General features: G+C 66.0%; 23 protein-coding genes. 13 read left to right on the top strand and 10 right to left on the bottom strand.

Translation table 11 applies throughout. From position 1 onward, the window contains the following. Window positions 1-26: 26 nt before the first annotated feature. Window positions 27-1,103, top strand: a complete 1,077-nt coding sequence (locus tag JAB8_RS26305; RefSeq protein ID WP_070292307.1) for a YeiH family protein — start codon at window positions 27-29, stop codon at window positions 1,101-1,103. Window positions 1,104-1,210: 107 nt separating this feature from the next. Then, window positions 1,211-1,852: a LysE family transporter gene (locus JAB8_RS26300; protein ID WP_070218425.1), complete on the top strand. Its 642-nt coding sequence runs from the start codon at window positions 1,211-1,213 to the stop codon at window positions 1,850-1,852. A gap of 2 nt (window positions 1,853-1,854) precedes the next feature. Here the strand turns inward: JAB8_RS26300 and JAB8_RS26295 are convergent, their stop codons facing one another. Beyond that, a complete protein-coding gene (locus JAB8_RS26295; RefSeq protein ID WP_070292264.1) occupies window positions 1,855-2,619 on the bottom strand; it encodes an alpha/beta hydrolase in 765 nt (254 codons plus the stop codon). Window positions 2,620-2,707: 88 nt separating this feature from the next. Between JAB8_RS26295 and JAB8_RS26290 the strand changes: the two genes are divergently transcribed. Next, complete coding sequence (locus tag JAB8_RS26290) at window positions 2,708-3,466, top strand: helix-turn-helix transcriptional regulator (protein WP_217494252.1); 759 nt, start codon at window positions 2,708-2,710, stop codon at window positions 3,464-3,466. Here JAB8_RS26290 and JAB8_RS26285 read toward each other — a convergent pair. From JAB8_RS26285 to JAB8_RS26255, 7 genes are all read right to left on the bottom strand, one after another. Continuing rightward, window positions 3,463-4,104, bottom strand: coding sequence for a CatA-like O-acetyltransferase (locus JAB8_RS26285; protein WP_070292262.1), 642 nt, complete (start codon window positions 4,102-4,104; stop codon window positions 3,463-3,465). The two genes, JAB8_RS26290 and JAB8_RS26285, sit on opposite strands and share 4 nt — an antisense overlap. A gap of 37 nt (window positions 4,105-4,141) precedes the next feature. Further along, window positions 4,142-4,531, bottom strand: coding sequence for a DUF5071 domain-containing protein (locus JAB8_RS26280; protein WP_175445261.1), 390 nt, complete (start codon window positions 4,529-4,531; stop codon window positions 4,142-4,144). A 13-nt stretch (window positions 4,532-4,544) separates the two neighbouring features. Continuing rightward, on the bottom strand, window positions 4,545-5,765 hold the full coding sequence (locus JAB8_RS26275) for an MFS transporter (protein ID WP_070292261.1): 1,221 nt from the start codon (window positions 5,763-5,765) through the stop codon (window positions 4,545-4,547). 134 nt (window positions 5,766-5,899) lie between these two features. Then, entirely contained in the window at window positions 5,900-6,211 is a 312-nt protein-coding gene (locus JAB8_RS26270; protein WP_070292260.1) for a pentapeptide MXKDX repeat protein, read from the bottom strand. Window positions 6,212-6,292: 81 nt separating this feature from the next. Further along, window positions 6,293-7,069 (bottom strand): molybdopterin-dependent oxidoreductase, encoded by a 777-nt coding sequence (locus JAB8_RS26265; RefSeq protein ID WP_070292259.1) that lies wholly within the window; start codon window positions 7,067-7,069, stop codon window positions 6,293-6,295. A gap of 4 nt (window positions 7,070-7,073) precedes the next feature. Next, the gene (locus JAB8_RS26260; RefSeq protein WP_070292258.1) at window positions 7,074-7,670 is read right to left on the bottom strand and encodes a cytochrome b/b6 domain-containing protein; all 597 of its coding nucleotides are present in this window, start codon (window positions 7,668-7,670) and stop codon (window positions 7,074-7,076) included. After that, entirely contained in the window at window positions 7,670-8,476 is an 807-nt protein-coding gene (locus JAB8_RS26255) for a DUF1223 domain-containing protein (RefSeq protein WP_071654465.1), read from the bottom strand. Before JAB8_RS26255 ends, JAB8_RS26260 begins: the two co-directional genes overlap by 1 nt. Before the next feature lie 131 nt (window positions 8,477-8,607). Here JAB8_RS26255 and JAB8_RS26250 point away from each other — a divergent pair, with 131 nt between their 5' ends. The 10 genes from JAB8_RS26250 (at window position 8,608) to JAB8_RS26205 (ending at window position 19,669) form a co-directional block, all read left to right on the top strand. Then, window positions 8,608-9,198 (top strand): sigma-70 family RNA polymerase sigma factor, encoded by a 591-nt coding sequence (locus tag JAB8_RS26250; RefSeq protein WP_070292257.1) that lies wholly within the window; start codon window positions 8,608-8,610, stop codon window positions 9,196-9,198. After that, window positions 9,195-9,842, top strand: a complete 648-nt coding sequence (locus JAB8_RS26245) for a DUF1109 domain-containing protein (protein ID WP_070292256.1) — start codon at window positions 9,195-9,197, stop codon at window positions 9,840-9,842. Before JAB8_RS26250 ends, JAB8_RS26245 begins: the two co-directional genes overlap by 4 nt. A gap of 131 nt (window positions 9,843-9,973) precedes the next feature. Then, entirely contained in the window at window positions 9,974-11,482 is a 1,509-nt protein-coding gene (locus tag JAB8_RS26240; protein ID WP_217494251.1) for a DUF4331 domain-containing protein, read from the top strand. A 13-nt stretch (window positions 11,483-11,495) separates the two neighbouring features. Beyond that, complete coding sequence (locus JAB8_RS26235) at window positions 11,496-11,744, top strand: hypothetical protein (RefSeq protein WP_070218433.1); 249 nt, start codon at window positions 11,496-11,498, stop codon at window positions 11,742-11,744. 64 nt (window positions 11,745-11,808) lie between these two features. Then, window positions 11,809-13,023, top strand: a complete 1,215-nt coding sequence (locus tag JAB8_RS26230; RefSeq protein WP_139143193.1) for a hypothetical protein — start codon at window positions 11,809-11,811, stop codon at window positions 13,021-13,023. Then, window positions 13,020-14,255: a HupE/UreJ family protein gene (locus JAB8_RS26225; protein WP_070292255.1), complete on the top strand. Its 1,236-nt coding sequence runs from the start codon at window positions 13,020-13,022 to the stop codon at window positions 14,253-14,255. The genes JAB8_RS26230 and JAB8_RS26225 overlap by 4 nt, the downstream gene beginning before the upstream one ends. A 129-nt stretch (window positions 14,256-14,384) precedes the next feature. After that, complete coding sequence (locus JAB8_RS26220; RefSeq protein WP_070292254.1) at window positions 14,385-14,894, top strand: sigma-70 family RNA polymerase sigma factor; 510 nt, start codon at window positions 14,385-14,387, stop codon at window positions 14,892-14,894. After that, window positions 14,891-15,883 (top strand): FecR domain-containing protein, encoded by a 993-nt coding sequence (locus JAB8_RS26215; RefSeq protein ID WP_070292253.1) that lies wholly within the window; start codon window positions 14,891-14,893, stop codon window positions 15,881-15,883. Before JAB8_RS26220 ends, JAB8_RS26215 begins: the two co-directional genes overlap by 4 nt. 103 nt (window positions 15,884-15,986) lie before the next feature. Beyond that, window positions 15,987-18,455: a TonB-dependent siderophore receptor gene (locus JAB8_RS26210; protein ID WP_070292252.1), complete on the top strand. Its 2,469-nt coding sequence runs from the start codon at window positions 15,987-15,989 to the stop codon at window positions 18,453-18,455. Between the two features lie 14 nt (window positions 18,456-18,469). Beyond that, window positions 18,470-19,669, top strand: coding sequence for a PepSY-associated TM helix domain-containing protein (locus JAB8_RS26205; protein ID WP_070292302.1), 1,200 nt, complete (start codon window positions 18,470-18,472; stop codon window positions 19,667-19,669). On the opposite strand, the gene JAB8_RS26200 is transcribed toward JAB8_RS26205, so the two are convergent. Further along, window positions 19,670-20,215 carry an RNA 2'-phosphotransferase gene (locus tag JAB8_RS26200; RefSeq protein WP_070292251.1) on the bottom strand — a complete coding sequence of 182 codons (546 nt, stop codon included), beginning with the start codon at window positions 20,213-20,215 and terminating at the stop codon, window positions 19,670-19,672. A gap of 17 nt (window positions 20,216-20,232) precedes the next feature. After that, window positions 20,233-22,302, bottom strand: coding sequence for a TonB-dependent receptor (locus tag JAB8_RS26195; protein WP_070292250.1), 2,070 nt, complete (start codon window positions 22,300-22,302; stop codon window positions 20,233-20,235). Window positions 22,303-22,344 lie beyond the last annotated feature (42 nt).

The raw sequence follows: 22,344 nt of genomic DNA, 5'->3' as shown, positions 1-22,344 counted from the left end.
ATACGCATAAAAACATGGAGTACGGCATGTCTTCCCTCTCAACAACCAACACAACAAGTTTCAGCGACCGCTATGGCCGCCTCCTGCCCGGCCTGCTGCTGAGCGGCGTGATCGCCTGGGGCGCCATTGCGCTGGGCAAGCTGGAATGGATGCAAAGCCACGGCATGAGCGCCCTGACCCTGGCCATCATGCTGGGCATTGTGCTGGGCAACAGCGTGTATGGCGGCCTGGCGCCCACTTGCGGCGCCGGCGTGGCCTTTTCCAAGCAGACATTATTGCGTCTTGGCATCATCCTGTATGGCTTCCGTTTGACATTCCAGGATATCGGCCAGGTGGGCCTGGCCGGCATCGCCATCGACGCGCTGGTGCTGGCGTCCACGTTTGGCCTGGCCATGTTCCTGGGCACCAGGGTGTTCAAGCTGGAACGCAACAGCGCCATCCTGATCGGCGCGGGCAGCTCGATCTGCGGCGCGGCAGCCGTGATGGCGACGGAGCCCGTCGTCAAGGGGCGCAGCGAGGACGTCACCGTCGCCGTCTCCACCGTCGTGGTGTTCGGCACCATCGCCATCTTTTTGTATCCCGTGCTGTACCAGCTGAACCTGGGCTGGCAAGTGCTGGGCGCCACGCCCACGGCCTTCGGCGTGTACATCGGTTCGACCGTGCATGAAGTGGCGCAAGTGGTGGCGGCCGGCAAGTCGATCGGGCAAGAGGCGGCGAATGCGGCCGTGATCGCCAAGATGGTGCGCGTGATGATGCTGGCGCCGTTCCTCGTCATCCTGTCGGCCCTGCTGGCGCGCGGCAAGGCCAAAGATGGCGGCCACGACAAGGCGGCCAAGCTGGCCATCCCCTGGTTTGCCTTCATTTTTATTGCCGTGGTGGCATTCAATTCGCTGGGCCTGTTGCCAGCGGGCACGGTCGCCACCATCACCGACATCGACACGGCCCTGCTGGCCATGGCCATGGCGGCCCTGGGTTTGACGACGCACATGTCGGCCATCCGCCGCGCCGGCATCAAGCCCCTGTTGCTGGCCGGCCTGCTGTTCTGCTGGCTGATCGCCGGCGGCGCGGCCATCAACCATGTGGTCGCCAGCCTGTTTGCCTGACCTTGAGCCGGATTCAGGCCGGGGCCGCTGACACGGGAGCCGAAAACTTCGTACAATAGACGTGTTTTGACTTCCCAATCCGGCTTCGGCCCCACCCAGGAACATCCATGCACCTCTCGAACTGGCTGCTTTTCTGCAGCGTCGCCCTGCTCGTCACGTTTTCTCCCGGCCCGGCCGTCTTGCTGGCCATCTCGAATGCCATCGCCGTCGGCCCGCGCCGCGCGATGATCAGCAGCATGGGCAATGGTTTTGGCTTGTTCATCATTTCCGGCGTGGCCATGGCCGGCATGGGCGTCGTGCTGGCCACCTCGGCCACGGCCTTCATGCTGCTGAAACTGGCCGGCGCCCTGTATCTGGTGTTCCTGGGCATCAAGCAATGGCGCAGCAAGACCAGCGTCGTGGCCGATGCGCCCGTGGTGCAAGGCGCGGCGAATCCAAATTCATTCTGGAAACTCTTCCGCCAGGGCTTGACGGTCGCGCTGACCAATCCGAAAGCCATCCTGTTCTTTTCGGCCCTGTTCCCTCAATTCATCACGCCGGGCGAGCCGGTGGCCATCCAGTTCACCGTGCTGACGACCTCGTTCGTCGCCTGCGCCATGCTGGCCCATCTGTTCTATGCCAACCTGGCGCGCCTGCTGAAAACCCAGCTGGCAACGCCGGGCCGCGCCAAGCTGTTCAACCGCATCACGGGCGGCGCCTTCGTGCTGCTGGGCCTGAGCTTGCTGCGCCTGCGCAGCAAGGCAGCATAAGGTCACTGCGCCGATAGAAACGCCTCGATGCTGGCCGCCAGGGCCAGCGGCGCTTCATTCATCGGATAGTGTCCCGCATTGCCCAGCACCTCCAGCCGGGCTTGCGGGTACCACGCCAGATACGTGCGGCGCATCAAGTCCGCATCGAAGCGGGGGTCGTGTTCCCCCACCAGCGCCAGCAAGGGCAGTTTCGGCGCTGATCCTTGCACTTCGCCGCTGAAATCCGTTTCGCTCCACGCGAGAAAATAGGCGGCAAACGCGGCCTGATCCGAACTTTCCCACGAATACTGCGCCTTCCAGTCCAGCCAGCTTGCAGGCAAGCGCCCGCCCGTGCTGCGATCGATGATGGCGCGCCGCGCATCGATGTTCGCGCTGGCATCGAGAAACAGTTGCCGGGCCGGCCCCTGCAGCGCCACGCCGCAGCTGGGCACGGGCGCCACGGCCACCAGCTTGCGCAAACGCAAGGGCGCCAGCAAGGCCAGCCGTTCCAGCGCCATGCCGCCCATGGAGTGACCGACCACGCTGAATGTGGCAAAGCCCAGCGCATCGGCCAAGGCCAGTGCATCACAGGCGACCTCTTCCATCGAATACTCGCCCGCCGCGCCGCGCATGCCGCCATAGCCGCGATTGTCCATGAAGACATAGCTGAAGGCGTCGCCATCGAGGGCCGTTTCCATCGGCGCAAACGCGTGCGCGTCGCCAAACCAGCCGTGCAGGACGATGACGGCGTGGGGGCCATGGCCCACGCGATGATAGGTATTGTGCATATGCATCCTTGAAGGAAAAGTCTGCATGGTAGTGGTACAGGCAACGGCCCGCTTTCGATGGCAGGTCAAATACTGTAGAGTACGGGCCATGGATGATTTTTATACGGAAGTGCCGCGAACACTGATCGCCACGGCGCGCGACTATGCTCCCGGCAAGATATTTCCCAGCCACAGCCATGCGCACGGGCAATTCGCCTATGCGGCGCGCGGCGTCATCAGCGTGCACACGCCGCAGGGCAACTGGCTGGTGCCGCCGCAACGCGCCTGCTGGGTACCGGCCGGACTGGTGCACGGCATGCGCATGCATGGCGCCGTCACCATGCACAATGTGTTTGTCGATCCGCACGCCATCGCCGAGGCCGGCTTGCCGCGCCACTGCCAGGTGCTCGATGCCACGCCGCTGCTGCGCCAGTTGCTGGCCGAGGCCGTGACCGTGGAAGCCTTGTATGCGCAAGCGTCGCGCGCCGGGCGGTTGATGGCCTTGCTGCTTGACGAGATCGCCGCTGCCAGTCCCCTGCCCCTGAGCGCGCCCCTGCCGCAGGATGCCAGGCTGGCACGGCTGTGCATGGACATGCTGCAACAGCCGAGCCTGGACAGCGGCTTGGACGCGATGGCGGCGCAGGCGGGCATGAGCCGGCGCACGTTTACGCGGCAATTCCGCGCCCAGACGGGGCTGGGCTTTGCCCAATGGCGCCAGCAAGCGTGCCTGCTGGCCGCCATCACACGCCTGGCCGAAGGACAAGCCGTTACCCGCGTGGCGCTCGATCTCGGTTATGCCAGCCCCAGCGCTTTTACGGCCGCCTTCCGCCGCGTGCTGGGCCGGGCGCCCAGCGACTATTTAGCTTAGGCAATCATGGCGGCGATGCGCTGCGCCAGCGCCTGCGCCAGTTTCTGCACATGGTAGCCATCGACAAAGCCATGGTGGGCCTGCGCGGAAAACGGTATCCGCATGCGGCCATCCTGCTGCGCGGGGCCGAATTTGCCCCAGGTAAAGGTCGGGATGTCGGCGTCGCGGTGGCGGCAGACCGGGTGCTCGATGGCCGCCAGCTCCAGCCATGGCAGGCAGGTGATGAAGATATTGTTGCGCTGCTCGCGTTCGCTTTGCCCCTCGCCCGTGTTGATCAGCGCGCAGCTCGCTTCGGCGATGCGCTTGGCTTCCAGGCTGCGCTCGATGAATACGTCGAGCTGGTCGGTCATGGCAAAACGCGTGTAATTGAGGTTCTCGTCGCTGTTGATGACGGTGTAGGACGCGGGAAAATCGTCGATACGGATCACTTCGCCCTGGCAGATGCGGTACATGAAATTGTCGATGTCCTTGACCGTATTGAGCAGGCAAAACAGGAAAAAGTGAAACACGGGAATGTTCCGTTCCTTGCACCAGGGGCGGAAATCGGGCACGTCGAGCTGGAAATTGATGTTGACGAGGGGATTGTCAAACGCGCGGAACAAATCGTAGCGGTCGCGCCGCTTTTCAAAATTTTTCATGCGGCGAGTGTAGACGATGGAAGTGCTGGCGGGCAAGTCACGCCGCACCAGCGCCGCTGCCCGCCAAAATCTCCCGGGCCACCTCGGCCACGCCTTCTTCCAGCTCGGCAGCCGTTGGCGACAGGGCGAAGCGCTGCAATTGCCCGTCCACCGCGGTAGCCAGCCCGGGGGAATGGCGCACGATGCCCAGCAGAACAACATATTTCCATTGTTCATCGTCACTGGCCAGCACCGTCTTGAGATACGGAGCCAGGCGCGGACCGATGCCGGCCAGGTAAGGCAGGAGGACGGCGGCCACGGGCCAGTTGGCGTCCTGCACCCACTCGAGGATCTGCGGCATGGCGGGACGCAGTTCTTCCCAGCGCAAGGCGGTCAGGGCTTGCGCATTGTCCGTATCGTGTTTGTCGCGCGGCAATGGCAGACTCATGCGAGGCATCCTGTCATGCGGCGCCGCCATGCGCCAGGCCCCGCTGCACCTTCCACGCCAGCGGCAAGGTCAGCAGTAATACGGCCGCCAGCGCCAGCAAGGCCGTGGGCACGCTCGTATGGTCGCCCAGCGCGCCGAACAGCACGGGCGACAGCGCGCCGCCGCCGATGCTGCCCGTGTAGAACAGGGCAAACGCGTGCTCGCGCTTGCCAGGCTCGGCCAGTTCCGGCACCGCGCCGTACAGCACGGACGAGGTGCCGTTCAGCGCCAGCCCCAGCAGGGGCAGCATGACCATGATGCCGGCCAGCGGCAACCACAGGGCCGCGACGATCAGCAAGGAAGTCATCGATTCCGTCAGCCACACGGTCTTCATCATGCCGATGCGCGCGCCCAGGTAGCCGCACAGCAACTTGCCGAAGGCGCCGCCCACGAACAGCAGCGACAAGGCCACGCCGATGCCGGCCGTGCCCGCGCCCTTGCTTTTCAGCAAGAACGGCAAGAAGGTGAGAAAACCCATCCGCACGGCGCTGTCCAGGGTGCCCGTTGCCAGCAGCGCGCGAAAGCTTGCTTTGGAGCCGCTGCCAGTGACGGACTTGACCGCTTTCTTCTGACTGGCCTGGATCTCTTCCGGCTTCGGCAGCAACCACCACAGCAAGCCGGCCGCCGCCAGGCCCAGCAAGCCCAGCAGGGAAACGCTCGCTTGCCAGCTGCATACGAGCAACAGCAAGCCCACCAGCGCGGGAATCAGGGTCTTGCCGATATCGCCCGCAAAGTTATAGTGCGACAGCGCTTCCTTCACGCCGCCGCCCGCCTCGTGCGTATCGGTGACGATGGAAGACGCCAGCGGATGCTGGGTGCTGGCGCCCAGGCCGCCCAGCAGCAAGGCGATCAGCAGCACGGCCAGGCCGCCCGCCTGCCCCGCGATCAGGTAGGCGACGCCGGCCAGCGCCGTGCCGCCCACCAGCATGCGCTCGCGTCCCCAGCGCCTGGCCAGCCGGCTGGCCAGCAGCTGGAAACCGGCCATCATGCCCGAGTACGACCCGCGCAACAGCCCCACCATGGCGTAGCTGATGGCAAACTGCGCCTGCCAGATGGGCAGCAGCACATAGATCACGTCCGTCAAGCCGTCATGCACGGCATGCGCGCTGCAGGCGGCGAACAGCGAGCGGCGGCGGATCGATTTATCGGAAGGATGTGCTTCGGGGGACAACGCGGCAACGGACGGTTCGGTCATGACTGTGCATGCGGGAAATCAGGAGGCGTCCAGCTTACACCAATTAGCAACTTCGCATCCTGAGCCAGCATGGGTGAACGCTGGAAGACGCGCGCGGCCTGGCGCCATCGCGTTGACGGCGCCAGGCCCCTGCACTACTTGACCATCGCATCCTTGGCCATGCCATCCTTTTTCATTTCATCCTTTTTCATTTCATCCTTTTTCATGCCGTCTTTCCCCATGGCATCTTTTGCCATGCCATCCTTGGCCATGTGATCCTTTTTCATGTGTTTCTTGGCCATCGGCTTGTGCATGCCGTCCTTGTCCATCGCATCCTTGTGCATGGCGTCGGCCGAGGCAGGCTTGGCCATCGCGTCTTTCTGCATGGCGTCCTGGGCAAACGCGGCGCCCGACATGAGGATGGCGGAAGCGATGATGGCGGCGAAGGTGGTGATGGTGGTTTTCATGATATGTCCTTGTCTCTGGGTTAAATGGGCAAGTGCCCGGTGTGAAAGCAACTGCGGTACTGCTGGTGCTGCTAAAAGTGTTCAAGAGCCGCCAAACCAGTTGTAACCCTGGTTTTCCCAATACCCTCCCGGGTAGGTATTCGTGACAAAAATGGCCTGGATGTGCTTGGGGTTCTTGTAGCCCAGCTTGGTCGGCATGCGCAATTTCATCGGGTAGCCGTATTTGGGCGGCAATTCCTGGCCGTCGTACGTGAGGGCCATGATGGTTTGCGGATGCAGGGCCGTGGCCATGTCGATGCTCGTAAAATAATCGTCGGCGCACTGGAAGCCGATGTATCTGGCCGTCGTGTCGGCGCCCACGCGCTTGAGGAAATGGGAAAACGGCACGCCGCCCCACTTGCCGATGGCGCTCCAGCCTTCCACGCAGATGTGGCGCGTGACCTGCGTTTCCTGCGGCAAGGCGCGCAGCTGCGGCAGGGTCCACGGCTTCTTGTCGGCGATCAAGCCGCTCAACTCCAGGCGCCAGGCGTCGCCATCGACCTGTTCCACCTCATCCTCGCCGTAATACGCGTTGAAGGGAAACGGCCGCGTGATCATGGAGTCCGGATACGTGGGCGCCAGTTTGTTGGGGTCGAACAGCCAGCCCTGCACCCGGTCGTTCATGCGCGACACGGCCATCAAGGTTGTCTCGATGCTGGACGGGTCGCTGGCGTTGCAGCCCGTCAGCAAGGACAGGCCGCCCAGGGTCAGGCTGCGCTGCAAAAACAGGCGGCGCGACGGCTGTTTGATCTGGCGCAAGGCGTCGGCCAGCATGGCCTGGCCCTGTTCTTGCACGAGGATGGATTTTTTCATGCTCATCTCCTTAGCGGCCGCGCAGCATGGCGACCAGGGTGCGCGGCACCAGCGCCACCATCAACAGGTGCACGCCCACAAAGCCCGTCAGCAGCGCCATGGCGATGAAGTGAACCCTGCGCGCGCTCTCGTAGCCGCCCAGCAACTCGCGCAAGAGGGGAAACTGCACGGATTTCCACAGCACCAGGCCGGACAGCACCAGCACGATGCAATCGAACATGACGAACAGGTAGGCGGCGCGCTGCACCATGTTGTAGCGGCGCGGGTCCGCATGGGCCAGCTTGCCCTTCAGCGCGGCGATGAAATCGGCCAGCAGCGCTCGCGGCGAGAGGGGAAAGAACTGGCGCCGCAGCCGTCCCGAGACGATATTGATGACCAGATACAGCAGGCCATTGCCCACCAGCAGCCACATGGCGGCGAAATGCCATTGCAGGGCGCCGCCCAGCCAGCCGCCCAGGGTCAGCGCGCGCGGCAGCTCAAACGGGAAGAATGGCGCCGCGTTGTAGATGCGCCAGCCGCTGGTGGCCAGCACCACCACGGCCACGGCATTGAGCCAGTGCGTCAGGCGCAGCCAGGCGGGGTGGATCACGCTTGCTTGTCCGTTCATCACATCACCCCCTTCGCGCAGGATGCCGTGCTGACGGCTTGCAGGATGGCGCTGCTGTCGGCCCGCTGCACGAAGGCGACGATTTGCAGGTTTTCCGGGCGCCAGCTGGCGGGCAGGCTGACTTCGCGGCGCAGCCGGGCGCGGCCTTGCGCCAGCGCAAGCGGCCCCAGCCACAGGCGCACGGCTGCATCGTGATGCAGGGTAGCGCCCCGGTTTTCGCCGCGCAGCACGGTCGAGACGATGCCGCTTTCGCTGACGGCCACATACAGCTGGCCGCCCGTCCGCGCGTCCGCTGCGCTGGCATCGGCTTCCAGCAGCAGCTTGCCACCCGGCGCCGGCACGGCGGACAGGCGGATAGCGACGGGCGCGGCGGTCGCGTTGATGCGGCGGATGGCGGCCGGCAGCTGCGTATCCCAGCCGCGCAATTCCGTGCCGCCCACGAAGAACTGCGGCGTATAGGCCACGTGGCGCGACTGGTGGCGCAGCAGCTCGGCCTGGCGCGCATCGAATTGCGCCTGCGCCAGCGGGTCCGTCCAGCCGATCTGGTCCCAGTACGTGACGTGCAGGGCCAGCGGGACGATCAGGCTGGCCGCCCCCGCTTCCTTGCGCAAGGCGTTCAGGCGCCGGTCGGCGGGCGGGCAGCTGGAGCAGCCTTCGCTGCTGTACAGCTCCACCAGCGCCGCCGTCTGCGCACCGCTTTTGACTTCGCAGCGCTGGCCGGAAGCCATCTGCGCCATGGCCGGCGCTACCACAGCCATGCTCAGCAAGGGTAAAAGTAATGTTGCAAGGCGCTGCTTGATGTCCATGGTCTTTCACCGGTATATTAAAAATAGGAAGCGTGCTTGCCTGTCAATTCGCCGCACCGTGCGGATTGGTTACAGCCACCCTCAAATAATTTAAGATTTATTTTTTTCAACGCCTGTCACCAAAGGCTTGCATGCAACGAATACCAATAAGCGAGCAGTTGCACGGCACGGAATTGCGGCTGCACGGCTTGATGCTGCGCGGCCTCGACGGCGATGCGGCGGCGTATCGAAGTTTCTTGCAGGCAAGCAGCGCCCATTTGCGCGCATTTTTCCGGCGCCGCCTGCAGCGCTGGCCGGACGAGGCGGAAGACCTGGTGCAGGAATGTTTATTAGCCATCCACAACCAGCGCTTGACGTATGACACGGGCGTGCCGCTGACGTCGTGGATCCATGCGATCGCGCGCTACAAGATGATCGACTGGCTGCGCCGGCACGGGCGGCGCGAGGCGCAGCACTTGCCGTATGACGAAGAAGATAGCGCGCAGGAACTGTTTTCCAGCGCCGATGCCGAGGCGGCCGAGGCCAGCCGCGACCTGGGCAAGCTGCTTGCCACCTTGCCGGCGCAGCAGCGCGACGCCATCGTGCATACCAAGCTCGACGGCTGGTCCGTGCGCGACACGGCGGCGGCCATGGACATTTCGGAAGCCAGCGTCAAGGTGGCCGTGCACCGCGGCTTGAAAGCACTGGCGGCCCATTTAAGGATAGAAGGAAGCGCACCATGAAAACCGATGACTTGATCGCCATGCTGGCCAGCGGCCCCGACGTGGCCGCCGCAGCGCCGCCCGGCACGCACTGGCGCGCCGCAGGCACTTTGGGCGCCGGCCTGCTGGCCAGCGTGGCCTTGATGGCCATGCTGCTGGGCGTGCGGCCCAACCTGGAACAGCTGGCCCAGCTGCCCGACTTCTGGATCAAGGTGGGCTTCGTCGTGTGCCTGTGCCTGGCGGCCTGGTACGTCAGCCGCCGCCTGTGCCTGCCGGGCGCCGCTACCCGCGCCCTGCCCCTGCTGCTCGCCATGCCCGTGCTGCTGATGTGGGCGCTGGGCGCCATCATCCTGAACGAAGCCCCGCCCGAACAGCGGGCCGAGCTGTTCTGGGGCGCCACCTGGCGCAGCTGCCCCCTGCTGATCGCCATGCTGTCGCTGCCCATCCTGGCCGCCGTGCTGCGCCTGATGCGCCAGCTGGCGCCCACGCGCCTGCGTCTGGCGGGCGCCGCCGCCGGGTTTGCCGCCGGCGCCATGGCCGCACTCGTGTATTGCCTGCATTGCCCGGAGCTGGCGGCCAGCTTCGTCGGCTTCTGGTACGTGCTGGGCATGCTGGTGCCGACCGCCATCGGCGCCGCCATCGGTCCCAAAGTGCTGGCCTGGTAGGGGGCCTACAAGGTCAGTTGCAGACTTTGGCAAAGAGTTGAATCCGTTTTTTGTAGCCGTTCGTATAAGTCAGGCAGCCTGCAGTTTCTTGGACTTGTCTGTCAACGCCAACAAAAATCGGGAGAATCGAAATGTCATTGTCACACTCGAAAACCGCACTGGGTGCCGCCCTCCTGGGCAACCTTCTCGCCGTTTCCTTCACTTTGGCCATCGCGCCAGCCGCCTACGCGTCCAGCCACCGCGAAGCGCCGTTCATCACGCAAAACCCCAAAGTCGACGCCACCGACTTCTACATGTTCCGCAGCTATGAAGCGGGCCGCGGCGCCTACACCACCCTGGTGGCCGACTATATTCCCCTGCAGGACGCCTACGGCGGCCCGAATTATTTCGCCATGGACCCGAACGCCCTGTACGAAATCCATATCGACAACAATGGCGACGGCAAGGAAGACCTCACCTTCCAGTTCCGCTTCAACAACACCATCAAGGACGGCCAGTTCACCGTGGGCGGCAAGAAAGTGTCGATTCCGCTCGTCATCAACGGCGGCGCCATCGATTCCGTCAACCCGGCCGGCCTGAACGTGCGCGAAACCTACAGCGTGACGGTGGTGCGGGGCGACCGCCGCTCGGGCACGCGCAGCAGCGTGACCAATGCCACGGGCGGCGGCACGACGTTCGACAAGCCCGTCGACTACATTGGTACCAAGTCCATCCCCAACTATGCCGCGTATGCCGCGCAGCACGTCTACACGGTCAACATCCCCGGCTGCGCCACGCCGGCGCGCATGTTCGTCGGCCAGCGCAAGGACCCGTTCGTGGTGAACCTGGGCGAAACGTTTGACTTGATTAACATCAAGGCGCCCGCCACGGAGTTTGCCGCGAATGCGGAGTCGGCTGCCAAGGATGACCTGGCACGCAAGAACGTCACGGCCATCGAGATGGAAGTGCCGACCGCCTGCCTGACGGCGGGCAGTGACCCCGTCATCGGCGGCTGGACCACGGCCAGCCTGCGCCAGGGTCGTTTGCTGAACCCGGCGCCGGGCAGCACCGCGGCATCGAAGGAAGGCGGCGCGTGGGTGCAAGTGTCGCGCCTGGGCATGCCGCTGGTAAATGAACTGGTCATCGGTCTGAAGGACAAGGACCGCTTCAACGCCAGCAAACCGTCCGGCGATGCGCAGTTTGCCGACTATGTCACCAACCCGACGGCGCCGGCGCTGGTGGAAGTGCTGTTCGGCTCGGCAGGCGCCAAGGCGCCCACCAACTTCCCCCGCAACGACCTGGTGGCCACCTTCTTGACGGGCATCAAGGGCGTCAACCAGCCCGTCACCGTGACGGCATCGGAAATGCTGCGCCTGAATACGTCCATCGCGCCCACCGCCGTGGGATCGCAAAAGCGCCTGGGCGTGATCGATGGCGACAACGCAGGCTTCCCGAACGGCCGCCGCCCTGGCGACGACGTGGTCGACGTGGTGCTGCGCGTGGCCATGGGCAAACTATGCACCTTGAACATCGGCTGCTCCCCGGCCGACGCTCCCGCAGGCGCCCTGCACTTCACGGACGGCGCTTTCCTGGATGAAACCTTCTTCACGGCGGGTTTCCCTTACCTGAAAACGCCCGTGGCCGGTTCGCCACAGCAGTAACAAGGAGAACGCGATGAAAAAGCTCTATCTGATCGGCGCCCTGGCGCTCGCGGCCCTGCTGGCCGGCTGCGGTGGCGGCGGCAGCAGCCATGGTGGCGATAACGGCAACGGCGGCACCACGCCGCCGCCCGTGGTCTTGCTCGATGCGTTTTATATGGCCGTCAGCAACGTCATCCTGACCACCAGCGATGACAAGGATGGCGTCGCCATCGACGCCATCATGGCGACGTCGCCGGAAGACACGGAACCGGTGCCGCTGTAAAGCCCTTGCGGGCGCCGGGGAGTCCGCTCTCCGGCGCCCGCATCAATGACTGTTGATGGCATCCATGATGAAAACACCGATTTCCCTGCTGTGCGCCTGCCTGCCCCTGCTGGCCCAGGCCGCGCCCTACACGCCGAAAGACGGCGGCGCCGTCATCGAACAGCTGCCGCGCCGCGCCGACACCACGCAGAGCGAGCTGCGCGGCCTGCGCCAGCAATTGAATGCCACGCCGCAAGACCTGGCCTTGGCGGCAAGCCTGGCGCAGCGCTACATCGCCCTGGCGCGCAGCGAAACGGACCCGCGCTACCTCGGCTACGCGCAAGCGGCCTTGGCGCCCTGGTGGCGGCAAGCGGCACCGCCCCTGCCCGTGCGCCTGCTGCGCGCCACCATATTGCAAAGCACCCACAAGTTCGGTCTCGCCCTGCAAGACCTCGACGCCGTCATCGCGCAGGAACCGGCGAATGGCCAGGCCTGGCTGACGCGCGCCACCGTCCTGACCGTGCAGGGCGATTACGCGCAGGCGACAGCCAGCTGCGCCCGCCTGTCAGCGCTCACGACGCAGCTGGTCACCGTCACCTGCCTTGCCAATATCGCCAGCGTCACGGGGCGCGCCGCCGCCAGCGAGCGCCTGCTGGACCTGACCCTGCAAAGAAGTGCCGGCGCGGCGCCCGAGCTGGAAAGCTGGGCCGCCACCCTGCTGGCGGAAATGGCCACGCGGCGCGGAGATTCAACGCTGGCCGAGGCGCGCTACACCAAGGCACTGGCGCGGCAGCCGCGCGACAGCTATCTGCTGGGCGCCTACGCGGATTTCCTGCTCGACCGGCAGCGTCCGCAGGAAGTCGTCCAGCTGCTGCAGGACCGGCAGCGCATCGACGCCCTGCTGCTGCGTTACGCGCTGGCCCTGCAATCGCTGCCCGGCCAGCAAGCGGCATTCCAGGCGGCCAAGGCCGAGCTGGCGGCCCGCTTCACCGCCGCCATGCAGCGGGGCGACACCGTGCACCAGCGCGAGCAAGCCCGTTTCGCCCTGTTTTTGCAAAAAGATGTGCCGGCCGCCCTGCAGCTGGCGCAGCAGAACTGGGCCATCCAGAAGGAAGTGCCCGACATGCGCATCCTGCTCGAAGCGGCCCTGGCCGCGCGCAACTACGCGGCGGCCCGGCCCGTACTGGCGTGGGTGGCGGCGAATGGCGTGGAAGATACGGTCCTGCAAGGACTCGTCAGACAGCTGGGGCCGCAGGATGGACAAAAAGTCAGTTTTATCAAGAAAGCAGGTGTGCTGTGAGGTGTGCTGTAAAGCGCTGCCTGTTCATCCTGTTCCTGTGCGCCTGGCTGGCCCCCGCGCAGGCGCACAAGCCCAGCGACAGCTATCTGAGCCTGGCCGTGCACGGCCAGCAGGTCGAGGGGCAATGGGATATCGCCCTGCGCGACCTCGATTTCGCCATCGGCCTCGATGGCAATGGCGATGGCGCCCTGACCTGGGATGAAATCCGCGCGCGCCATGCGGCGATTGCCGCCTATGCGCTGCAGCGCCTGCAGCTGGCCAGCGACCAGGGCGTCTGCCCCTTGCAAGCCATCGAACAGCTGGTCGACAGCCACACGGACGGCGCCTACAACGTGCTGCGCTTCCAGGCCACTTGCCCGGGCGGCGCTGCGCCGGCCAGTGTGACCATTGGCTACACGCTGTTCGCCGACCTCGATCCGCAGCACAAGGGGCTGCTCAAGATCGATAGCGGCGGCGCCACGCAAACGGCCATCTTCGACCCGAACAGCCCGCGCCAGACCATTTCGCTGGCCGCACCCGACCGCCTGGCGCAGTTCGGCGCCTACGTCAAACACGGCATCTGGCATATCTGGATCGGCTACGACCATATTTTGTTTTTGCTGTCGCTGCTGCTGCCGGCCGTGCTGCTAAAAAGTCCAAATGACACGGACCGTTTAAACCCAACGGCAGAGAGCTGGGGTCTGTCCTTCCAGGAGCGGAATGTGCCCCATTCGGGCATATTCCCCCTGAGGGTCCGACCCCAGACTTTGCCTCTGGGTTTGAATGCGGCGTTTATTGACGTTTTCAAAGTCGTCACGGCGTTCACGCTCGCCCATTCCATCACATTGAGCCTGGCCAGCCTGTCACTGGTGTCGCTACCGTCGCGCTGGGTGGAGTCGGCCATCGCCGCTTCCGTGATCCTGGCCGCGCTGAACAACCTGCTGCCCCTGTTCCGGGGCAAGCGCCCCGTGGCAGCCTTTGCCTTCGGCCTGATCCACGGCTTCGGCTTTGCCAGCGTGCTGCGCGACCTGGGCTTGCCGCAAGGCTCGCTGCTGGCCAGCCTGCTGGGCTTCAACGTGGGCGTGGAACTGGGCCAGCTGGCCATCGTCGCCGCGTTTCTGCCCCTCGCGTGGCTGCTGCGCAAGACCTGGCTGTACCGGCAAGTGCTGACCGTGGGCTCGCTGGCGATTGCCCTGGTGGCGTGCGTGTGGCTGGTGGAGCGGGTGGCCGATATCAGGCTGATCCCGGCCTGATGCCGGCTCGACAGCGTTGCTGGCCCGCCACTGCCGGGCCACAAGTCGCGGCAATCGGGCTACAATACGAACAATTCTCAATCGCATCAAGGCCTGTCTGTCCTGTGGACCGTGGCATGGAAAGGTTGCATGCTACGCCCCGAACTGGAACTGCACCATCAAATCGAAATCCTGTACAGCGACCATCACGGCTGGCTGCAGGGCTGGCTGCGCCGCAAGCTGGGCAACGCCTTCGATGCGGCCGACCTGGCGCACGACACGTATCTGCGCATCCTCGCGCGGGGCCGCGCGCCCCAGCCGGAAGAATCGCGCCAGCATCTGGCGCAGATCGCCAACGGCTTGGTGGTGGACCTGTTCCGCCGACGGCATATCGAGGCCGCCTATGCGGACGCCATCGCCGCGCAGCCGGAAGCGACTGTCCCCACGCCGGAAATGCGCGCGCTGATCGTCGAGACACTGCTGGAAATCGACGCCATCCTCGCCAGCCTGCCAGCCAAGGTGCGCGACGCCTTCCTGCTGTGCAAGCTCGAAGGCATGGCGTATGCCGACATCGCCGCGCGCCTGGGCGTATCCGTCTCGTCCGTGGAAAAATACATCGCCCGCGCCCTGCTGGCCTGCTGCGCGGTGCAATGCGCATGAGTTCCCAAGCGGACGGCGCCCCCATCTCCCCCGCCGCGCTGCAACGCGCCGCCGAGTGGATGGCGCGGCTGTGGGCGGAAGACGCCAGCGTGGCCGACGCGGATGCGTGCGCCGCCTGGCGCGCCGCCCACCCCGAGCACGAGCGGGCCTGGGCCCGGCTGCAGCGCTTCGCCCGGCAATTCGACGCTTTGCCGCGCGAGGTGGCGCGCGGCGCGCTGGCGCCGGTCCAGCGCCGTGCCACCGGGCGCCGGCGCGCCTTGCAGCTGCTGGGCCTGATCGCGGCGGGCGGCGGCACGGCCCTGCTGGCGCACGAATCCGGCCTGTGGCAACGAACGGGCATGGGCAGCGACTACCGCACTGCCGTGGGCGAGACGCGCGCCATCGTGCTGGCCGACGGCACGCAGGTGGTGCTCGACACGGCCAGCGCCATCGACGTGCGCTACAACGCCGGCGAACGGCGCATCGTGCTGCGCGCGGGCGCCGTCCTCGTCACCAGCGCGCATGAAAACGCGGCAGTCTACCGCCCTCTGCTGGTGGCAACGCCGCAGGGCACGGCCACGGCACTGGGTACGCGCTTCTCCGTGCGCCTCGACGATGGCGTCAGCCAGGTCGCCGTCTTCCAGGGCGCCGTGGCCTTGCAGCCTGCCCGCGCCGGGGCGGAATCCCTGCATCTGCAGGCGGGCCAGCGCGCCGGCTACACGCGGCAGGACGTGCAGGACGTGGCGAGCGTGGAAGACAGCGCCGCCGCCTGGGCGCAGGGCAGCCTGGTGGCCGAGCGCATGCGCCTCGATGACTTGCTGGCCGAGCTGGGCCGCTACCGCCATGGCGTGCTGCGCTGCGACGAGTCCATCGCCGCTCTGCGCGTGACGGGCGTGTATACGCTGCGCGACACGGACCGCTCGCTGGCCAACCTGGCCCTGAGCCTGCCCGTGCAATTGCGCTACCGCACGCGCTACTGGGTCAGCGTGGGGCCGCGCCAGGCGTCCTGAAAAATACCTGCAAAATAATTGAAAAAACGTTGAGGGTTTTGGCTTTTCGTTCGGAATACGGGAAGAACGATTTTTTTCCCGCCACTTTCCAAGGATTTGCACCATGCCTGCTCGCCTGACCGCTCCCGCACCCAAGCTGCGCCCGTTTCCCCTCGCCGCCGCCATCCAGGCCCTGTTCCTCGCTGGTGCCGCCGTGGGCGCCCTGGCCGTCACGGCACCAGCCGCCCACGCCCAGGCGGCAGGCAACACGCGGGCGCAGCGCCAGTACGCCATTCCCGCCGGACCGCTGGAACGCGCGCTGACCAGTTTCGCCAGCACGGCCGGGGTGGAACTGTCGGCCGATGCCGCGCTCCTGCAGGGCAAGCGCAGCGGCGGGCTGGCGGGCAGCTACACGGTGCGCCAGGGCTTCGAGGAACTGCTGCGCGGCCAGGGCCTGCGCCTGGTGGCGGGCGCGCATGGCGCGTATGCGCTGCGCGCGGACGCCTCCGCGGCACAGACGCCAGCGCCGGCCCAGGCCAGCGCCACCCTGCCCGCGATCACCATCAATGCGAGCAGCGAGCGCGAGACGGCCACGGGCCCCGTGCGCGGCTATGTGGCACGGCGCGCCGCCTCGGCCACCAAGACCGACACGGCCCTGAACGAGAACCCGCAATCCGTCTCGGTGGTCACGGCCGATGAAATCAGCGACCGCAATGCCGAATCGCTCGACGAAACCCTGCGCTACACGGCCGGCGTGACGCCGAACCAGCGCCCGCTGGGCAGCGACGATTCCTCGCTGCTGCGCGGCTTCACCATCGAGACGAACGGCATCCTGCAGGATGGCTTGCGCAATTCGGGCCGCACCTTTGGCGCCTCGATCGAGCCGTATGGCCTGGAACGCCTGGAAGTGCTGCGCGGCCCCGCGTCCGTGCTGTATGGGCAGATTCCGCCCGGCGGCATGGTCAACGCCGTCAGCAAGCGCCCCAGCGCGGATGCCGTGCGCGAAGTGGGGATTGAGTACGGCAGCTACCAGCGCCGCCAGCTGAAAGCCGACGTGGGCGGCGCGCTTGACGCACACGGCGACTGGACCTACCGGGTCGTCATGCTGGGCCGCGAAGCCCATACGCGGCTGGAGCGCGACCGCGACAACCGCCTGTACTTCGCGCCTTCGCTCACGTGGCAGGCGGGACCGGCCACGCGCCTGACTTTGCTGGCCCGCTACGAACAGGACAACCAGCAGTACGCGTTTCCCAACCAGCTGCTGCAGCCTGGCCCGCGCGGCCAGGTCGATCCGAAAGTCAACCTGATGGGCGCCGATAACCGCTTCAAGCGTCGCAATACCATGCTGGGCTACGAGTTCGAGCACAGCTTCAATGACACCTGGTCGCTGCGCCAGAACCTGCGCTACACGCGCCTGAACAACGACCGCACGGACATGTTCCCCCTGGGCCTGAATGACGATGGCACGGTGGAGCGCTATTTCATGCCCGTCGATACGGCGTCGAAAAGTCTGTTCGCCGACACCCAGCTGCAGGCGCGCTTTGCCGCTGGCGCCCTGGCGCACCAGGTGCTGCTGGGCGTCGATTACGCGAACATCCGCAACACGGACGACTACCGCCATCAAAAAGGCTTTATCGCGCCGATCGACCTGTACCAGCCCGTGTACGGCAAGCAGCCGCTGCTTCCCGCCAAGGCGCCCACGCGCGCTGAAGCGCCGTCGCGCCAGCTGGGCCTGTATGCGCAGGATCAATTGAAATGGGACCACTGGGTCGTGACGGCCGGCCTGCGCCGCGACAAGGCCACGCAGTCGCGCGACGTCACAGACCTCCATAGCGGCGCCGTCAAACCCGACTTCCACCAGTCGCCATCGGCCACCACGGGCCGCGTGGGCGCCGTCTACCTGCTCGATGGCGGCTGGGCGCCGTACGTCAGCTACGCCACTTCGTTCTCGCCCGAACTGGGCATCACGGCCAACGGCAGCGCCCTGAAGCCATCGCGCGGCAAGCAGTTCGAGGCGGGCGTGCGCTACGAACCCGTGGGCCAGCGGGCCAGCTACACGGCGGCCGTCTTCGACCTGGTGCGCGACAACGTCACCACCTCCGACATCGGCAATCCGGGCCGCCTGCAGCAAACGGGCCAGGTGGGCTCGCGCGGCGTGGAACTGGAAGCGCGCACGGAGTTTGCCAGCCGCCTGAGCCTGATCGCGCAATACACCTACCTCGATACGGAGGTCAGGAAGAGCAATAACGGCGACCTGGGCTTGCAGCAAGCGGGCGCGCCGCGCCACAGCGCCTCGGCCTGGGCCCGCCAATCGTTCAACCTGGGCACGGCGCTGCCCGCGTATGCGGCGCTGGGCATACGCTTTCTCGGCGCCATGCGCTCGAACTCCGACGGCGAGAACCTGAATATCCGCAATGGCGGCATCACGCAGTGGGATGCGGCGCTGGGCGTGTCGCGCGGGCCGTGGCAGTTTGCCCTCAACGTCAACAACGTGCTGAACAAGCAGACCCTGTATGACTGCGGCTACCTGCCCAATCTGTGCTACCGCAATGCCGAACGCACGGCCAACGTCAGCGCCATGTACCGCTTTTGATGCCATCGCTGCAAATGCGCCCTGCATTGGCGGCCATGCACCGCTATGCCGGCCTGCTGATGGCCGGCTTCCTCATCGTGGCAGGCGTCACGGGCAGCGCGCTCGCGTGGAAGGATGAACTGGAGGCGGCCCTGCTGCCTGCCGTCTTCCGCGCGGCGCCGCCAACGCCGGGCGCCGCGCCGCTCGACGCCCTGCTGCTGCGCGAGTCCGTCGCCGCGCGCTTCCCGCAGGCGCAGCTCAGCTACGCGCCGCTGTCGGCGCCGCCCGGCCACAGCATGGTGTTCTACCTGCGCCAGTCTGGCGACGCGCCGCTGGCCAGCGATGAAGTGTTCGTCGATCCGTACACGGGCGCGCTACTCGGCCAGCGAAAATGGGGCGAGATCGGCCAGGGCGCCATCAACCTGCTGCCCTTCATCGAGCGCCTGCACTATGCGCTGGCGCTGGGCGACACGGGCTTGCTGATCTTCGGCCTGATCGCCATCGTCTGGACCATCGACTGCTTCATCGGCGCCGCCCTGACCTTCCCCGCACGCCTGAAAAAACGCTCGCCGGGCAGCAAACCGTGGCTGATGCGCTGGCGCCCGTCGTGGCTGCTGCGCCGCCATGGCGGCACTTATAAACTGGTGTTCGACCTGCACCGCGCGGGTGGCCTGTGGCTGTGGGCCATGCTGCTGGTGTTTGCCTGGAGCGGCGTGGCCTTCAACCTGTACGGCGCGTATGCGGCCGTGATGCATCCGCTGTTTGCCCATCAGCCAGCCGAGGAAGTCGTGGCGCGGCACACGCCGTCGCCAGGGCCGCAGCTGGACTGGCCGGCCGCGCGCGCGCAGGGCCGCAGCCTGATGGCGCAGCTGGCGCGCAGCGGGAACTTTGCCATTTATGAGGAAAACGCGCTGGCCTACGAGCGCGGGCTGGGCGTCTACAGCTACAGCGTGCGCAGCAGCCGCGACGTGCGCGCCCACAAGGGCCTGACCACTGTCTTTTTCGACGCGGCCAGCGGCCGGCAACTGGCGGCCTGGCTGCCCACGGGCGCGGCCAGCGGCGACACCATCCGCAGCTGGATCAGCGCCCTGCACATGGCCTCGATGTGGGGCTGGCCCTTCAAGCTGTTCATCTGCGCCATGGGCGCGCTGGTGACAGGCCTGAGCGTGACGGGGGTGCTGATCTGGCGGCGCAAGCGCCTGGGGCAAGCCAGGGCCAGGGCGCTAAGCCATTAATCAGGGAAAACCGATGAACGCCCGCGGCACGGCCTGCGTCAGCCACACGCCATTGGCCGACACGTAAAACACGTGGCCCTGCGCCTGCATGGCGGCCGCGTCGACCGTCAGCACGACGGGCTTGCCGTGGCGCGCACCCACGGCCACGGCCGTTTCGCGGCTGGACGACAGGTGCACGTGATTGCGCGATCCCGGCAGCAGGCCGCCGGCGCGGATCGCTTCCACGAAACGGCTGGCCGTGCCGTGGTACAGCATGGCGGGCGGCGTGGCGGGCGGCAGTGCGATATCGACGGCGGCCAAGGAATGCCCCTGGTTGGCGCGGATGCGCAAGCCGTCATCGCTGATCGCGTAGCGCGTCTTGCTGTCGCGCGCCACCACGTCATCCAATTGTTCACGAGAAATAGAACGGCCATGGCTGGCCGCCTGCGCCAGCAACTGGCCGATATCGGCCCAGCCCTGGGCATCAAGGGCGAGGCCGATTTTTTCGGGAGAGTGGCGCAGGATAAGGGAAAGGAATTTACTGATTTGTACTAGGTGATCGGTCATGCCCCAGTTTATCGTTATCAGAACGCATACGACAAGGTCAAGCGCGCGGACCGGGGTTCGACGGGATGAAAGTGCCGGTCATTCACGCCGTCCGCCCCCTCGCCGGACAGGCGCGACGCATAGTAATAATCGATGTCGCTGGCGCGCTTGTTGAACAGGTTGAAGACGTCGAGCGACAGCCGCGTCTTGCGGTTGAGCTGATAAGCGAGGCGCGCATACGCCAGGGTGGTCGAGGCCGAGCGCACGCTGTTGTCCTCGATCAGGGGACGGGGGCCGAAATAGCGCAGCTGCAAGGCGCCCGACCACGGCCCCCGGTCCGTCACGGTCACGCCGAACGACGCCACCTTGCCGATCGCGCCCGGAATATGGTTGCCGGCCGCATCGTTTTGCGTGTAGCGCGAGCGCGAAGCTGCCAGGTCCAGGTCGAACAGCAGCCACGGCGCGGCAACATAATGGTTGTTCCACTCGATGCCATGTCGGCGGCTGGCGCGGCTGGGCTGCGTCTCGCCCGCGTCGCCCACGAACAGCAGTTCCGACGCCAGATCGAGGCGCCACAGGGCCAGCGAGCTTTGCAGGCCCGGCAGCCATTCCGTGCGCGCGCCCAGTTCCAGGCCCCTGGTCGGCACGAGGGGCGTCACGGGAGCCGAAGGCGTGCCATCGGGCAAGCGCGTCTGCGTCGTGCCCCGCGCATCGTTGCTATGGAAACCCTTGCCGTAGTTCACGAAGAATTCCGTCTGGCTCCACGGCCCCAGGATCACGGACAGTTTCGGCGACACCACGTGGTCCTGCGCCGTACCGCTGTTGCCGGCTATGCTGCTGGCCACATTGAAACGGTAGGTGTCGTAGCGCACGCCCGCCACGGAACGCAGCCACGGCAGCCATTGGGTCGTGTTTTCGCCGTACAGGCCGACGCTGGCCTCGCGCACGCGGTCTTCTCGCACCGTGGCTTGCCGGATGCGTTCTACCGTGCTGTACAGGCCCACGGGCGACAGCCGGTCATGGCGCGCCTGCACACCGAGCTTGTTGCGCAGGGAAAGACCGAACAGCTCCGTGGTCCAGCTTTCGCCGGCGTTGACACCGGCCACCGTGCGCCGCTCGCTTTGCTGGAACTGGTCGCCGGCGGCCGGGTCGGCCAGGAAATAGGTGAAGTCACTGTTGAGTTCCAGCTGCGAGCGGATCAGGTACGCGTCAAACTCGAACACCCGGTTTTCCGTGCGCCGGCGCATCGCGTACGACAGGCTGGCGCGCGAGGTGTCGCCGCCGTCGCTGGGCGCGAGCGAGCCAAAACGGCCGATCTGGCCGGACTCCACGGCGCGCAGCGGCACCTGGTCCGTGGCGTTCCAGCTGTTCTTGTAGGCCATGGCCGTCACGCTGAAGCCGTCGTCCGGCGTGCCCTGGCTGTAGCGCAGCACGCCGCTGACCTTGCGCACGCGCTCCGGCACGTCCCAGGGGCCATTGTTGCGGTTCACCTCCAGGCCATACAGCAAGGTGCCTGGTCCTGCATCGAGGGAATCGGCCACGACGGCGCGCACATAGCCATGCTGGCCCACGGACACGCTGGCCTGGCCTTGCGGCAATTTGTCGGCCAGGCGGATGCGCGCCGCGCCCGCCGAGGCGAAATCGCCTTCGCCGGCGAAATACGGCCCCTTCTTGTAATCGATGCGCTGCACCAGCTCGGGAATGAGGAAATTGAGATCGGAATAGCCCTGGCCATGCGCATGCGTGCGCATGTTGACGGGCATGCCGTCCACATAGGTGGCGAAATCCGTGCCATGGTCGAGGTTAAAGCCGCGCAAGAAATACTGGTTGGCCTTGCCGTCGCCGCTGTGCTGGGTGACGATCAGGCCCGGCACGAATTCCAGCAATTCGCCCGTGCGCAAGGCGGGCCGGTTGACGATCAGCTCATTGGTGATGACGCCTTGGCTGGCCGCGTCCGAGGTGCCGACGGCGTTGTCGTAGTGGCCCGTCACGCGCACGGTGCGCGACGCATCCGTGGGCGATGCGGCCTCCGGCGCAGCCGCCTTGCCGGCACCGGCCACCAGCAACAAGGCACAAGCTGCCAGCTGTTTGCGTTTTATCAACCGCATCGCGTCTCCCCTTTTTATGATGTCAGTACAGGCTCCTACGAG

Source organism: Janthinobacterium sp. HH106 (assembly GCF_001758725.1).
GTDB lineage: Bacteria > Pseudomonadota > Gammaproteobacteria > Burkholderiales > Burkholderiaceae_D > Janthinobacterium.
The sequence above is the reverse complement of the archived record's forward strand: the minus strand, read 5'-3'. Positions and strand labels throughout refer to the sequence as shown.

Bases quoted from the DNA above. Each gene is read 5' to 3' on its own strand.
- JAB8_RS26235 (WP_070218433.1), top strand. From the start codon at position 11,496: ATGAAAAAGCTCTATCTGATCGGCGCCCTGGCGCTCGCGGCCCTGCTG.
- JAB8_RS26215 (WP_070292253.1), top strand. From the start codon at position 14,891: ATGAGTTCCCAAGCGGACGGCGCCCCCATCTCCCCCGCCGCGCTGCAA.
- JAB8_RS26240 (WP_217494251.1), top strand. From the start codon at position 9,974: ATGTCATTGTCACACTCGAAAACCGCACTGGGTGCCGCCCTCCTGGGC.
- JAB8_RS26285 (WP_070292262.1), bottom strand. From the start codon at position 4,104: ATGAAAAATTTTGAAAAGCGGCGCGACCGCTACGATTTGTTCCGCGCG.
- JAB8_RS26265 (WP_070292259.1), bottom strand. From the start codon at position 7,069: ATGAGCATGAAAAAATCCATCCTCGTGCAAGAACAGGGCCAGGCCATG.
- JAB8_RS26195 (WP_070292250.1), bottom strand. From the start codon at position 22,302: ATGCGGTTGATAAAACGCAAACAGCTGGCAGCTTGTGCCTTGTTGCTG.
- JAB8_RS26295 (WP_070292264.1), bottom strand. From the start codon at position 2,619: ATGCACAATACCTATCATCGCGTGGGCCATGGCCCCCACGCCGTCATC.
- JAB8_RS26200 (WP_070292251.1), bottom strand. From the start codon at position 20,215: ATGACCGATCACCTAGTACAAATCAGTAAATTCCTTTCCCTTATCCTG.
- JAB8_RS26275 (WP_070292261.1), bottom strand. From the start codon at position 5,765: ATGACCGAACCGTCCGTTGCCGCGTTGTCCCCCGAAGCACATCCTTCC.
- JAB8_RS26255 (WP_071654465.1), bottom strand. From the start codon at position 8,476: ATGGACATCAAGCAGCGCCTTGCAACATTACTTTTACCCTTGCTGAGC.
- JAB8_RS26220 (WP_070292254.1), top strand. From the start codon at position 14,385: ATGCTACGCCCCGAACTGGAACTGCACCATCAAATCGAAATCCTGTAC.
- JAB8_RS26230 (WP_139143193.1), top strand. From the start codon at position 11,809: ATGATGAAAACACCGATTTCCCTGCTGTGCGCCTGCCTGCCCCTGCTG.
- JAB8_RS26250 (WP_070292257.1), top strand. From the start codon at position 8,608: ATGCAACGAATACCAATAAGCGAGCAGTTGCACGGCACGGAATTGCGG.
- JAB8_RS26245 (WP_070292256.1), top strand. From the start codon at position 9,195: ATGAAAACCGATGACTTGATCGCCATGCTGGCCAGCGGCCCCGACGTG.
- JAB8_RS26305 (WP_070292307.1), top strand. From the start codon at position 27: ATGTCTTCCCTCTCAACAACCAACACAACAAGTTTCAGCGACCGCTAT.
- JAB8_RS26300 (WP_070218425.1), top strand. From the start codon at position 1,211: ATGCACCTCTCGAACTGGCTGCTTTTCTGCAGCGTCGCCCTGCTCGTC.
- JAB8_RS26280 (WP_175445261.1), bottom strand. From the start codon at position 4,531: ATGAGTCTGCCATTGCCGCGCGACAAACACGATACGGACAATGCGCAA.
- JAB8_RS26205 (WP_070292302.1), top strand. From the start codon at position 18,470: ATGCGCCCTGCATTGGCGGCCATGCACCGCTATGCCGGCCTGCTGATG.
- JAB8_RS26260 (WP_070292258.1), bottom strand. From the start codon at position 7,670: ATGAACGGACAAGCAAGCGTGATCCACCCCGCCTGGCTGCGCCTGACG.
- JAB8_RS26210 (WP_070292252.1), top strand. From the start codon at position 15,987: ATGCCTGCTCGCCTGACCGCTCCCGCACCCAAGCTGCGCCCGTTTCCC.
- JAB8_RS26270 (WP_070292260.1), bottom strand. From the start codon at position 6,211: ATGAAAACCACCATCACCACCTTCGCCGCCATCATCGCTTCCGCCATC.
- JAB8_RS26290 (WP_217494252.1), top strand. From the start codon at position 2,708: ATGGATGATTTTTATACGGAAGTGCCGCGAACACTGATCGCCACGGCG.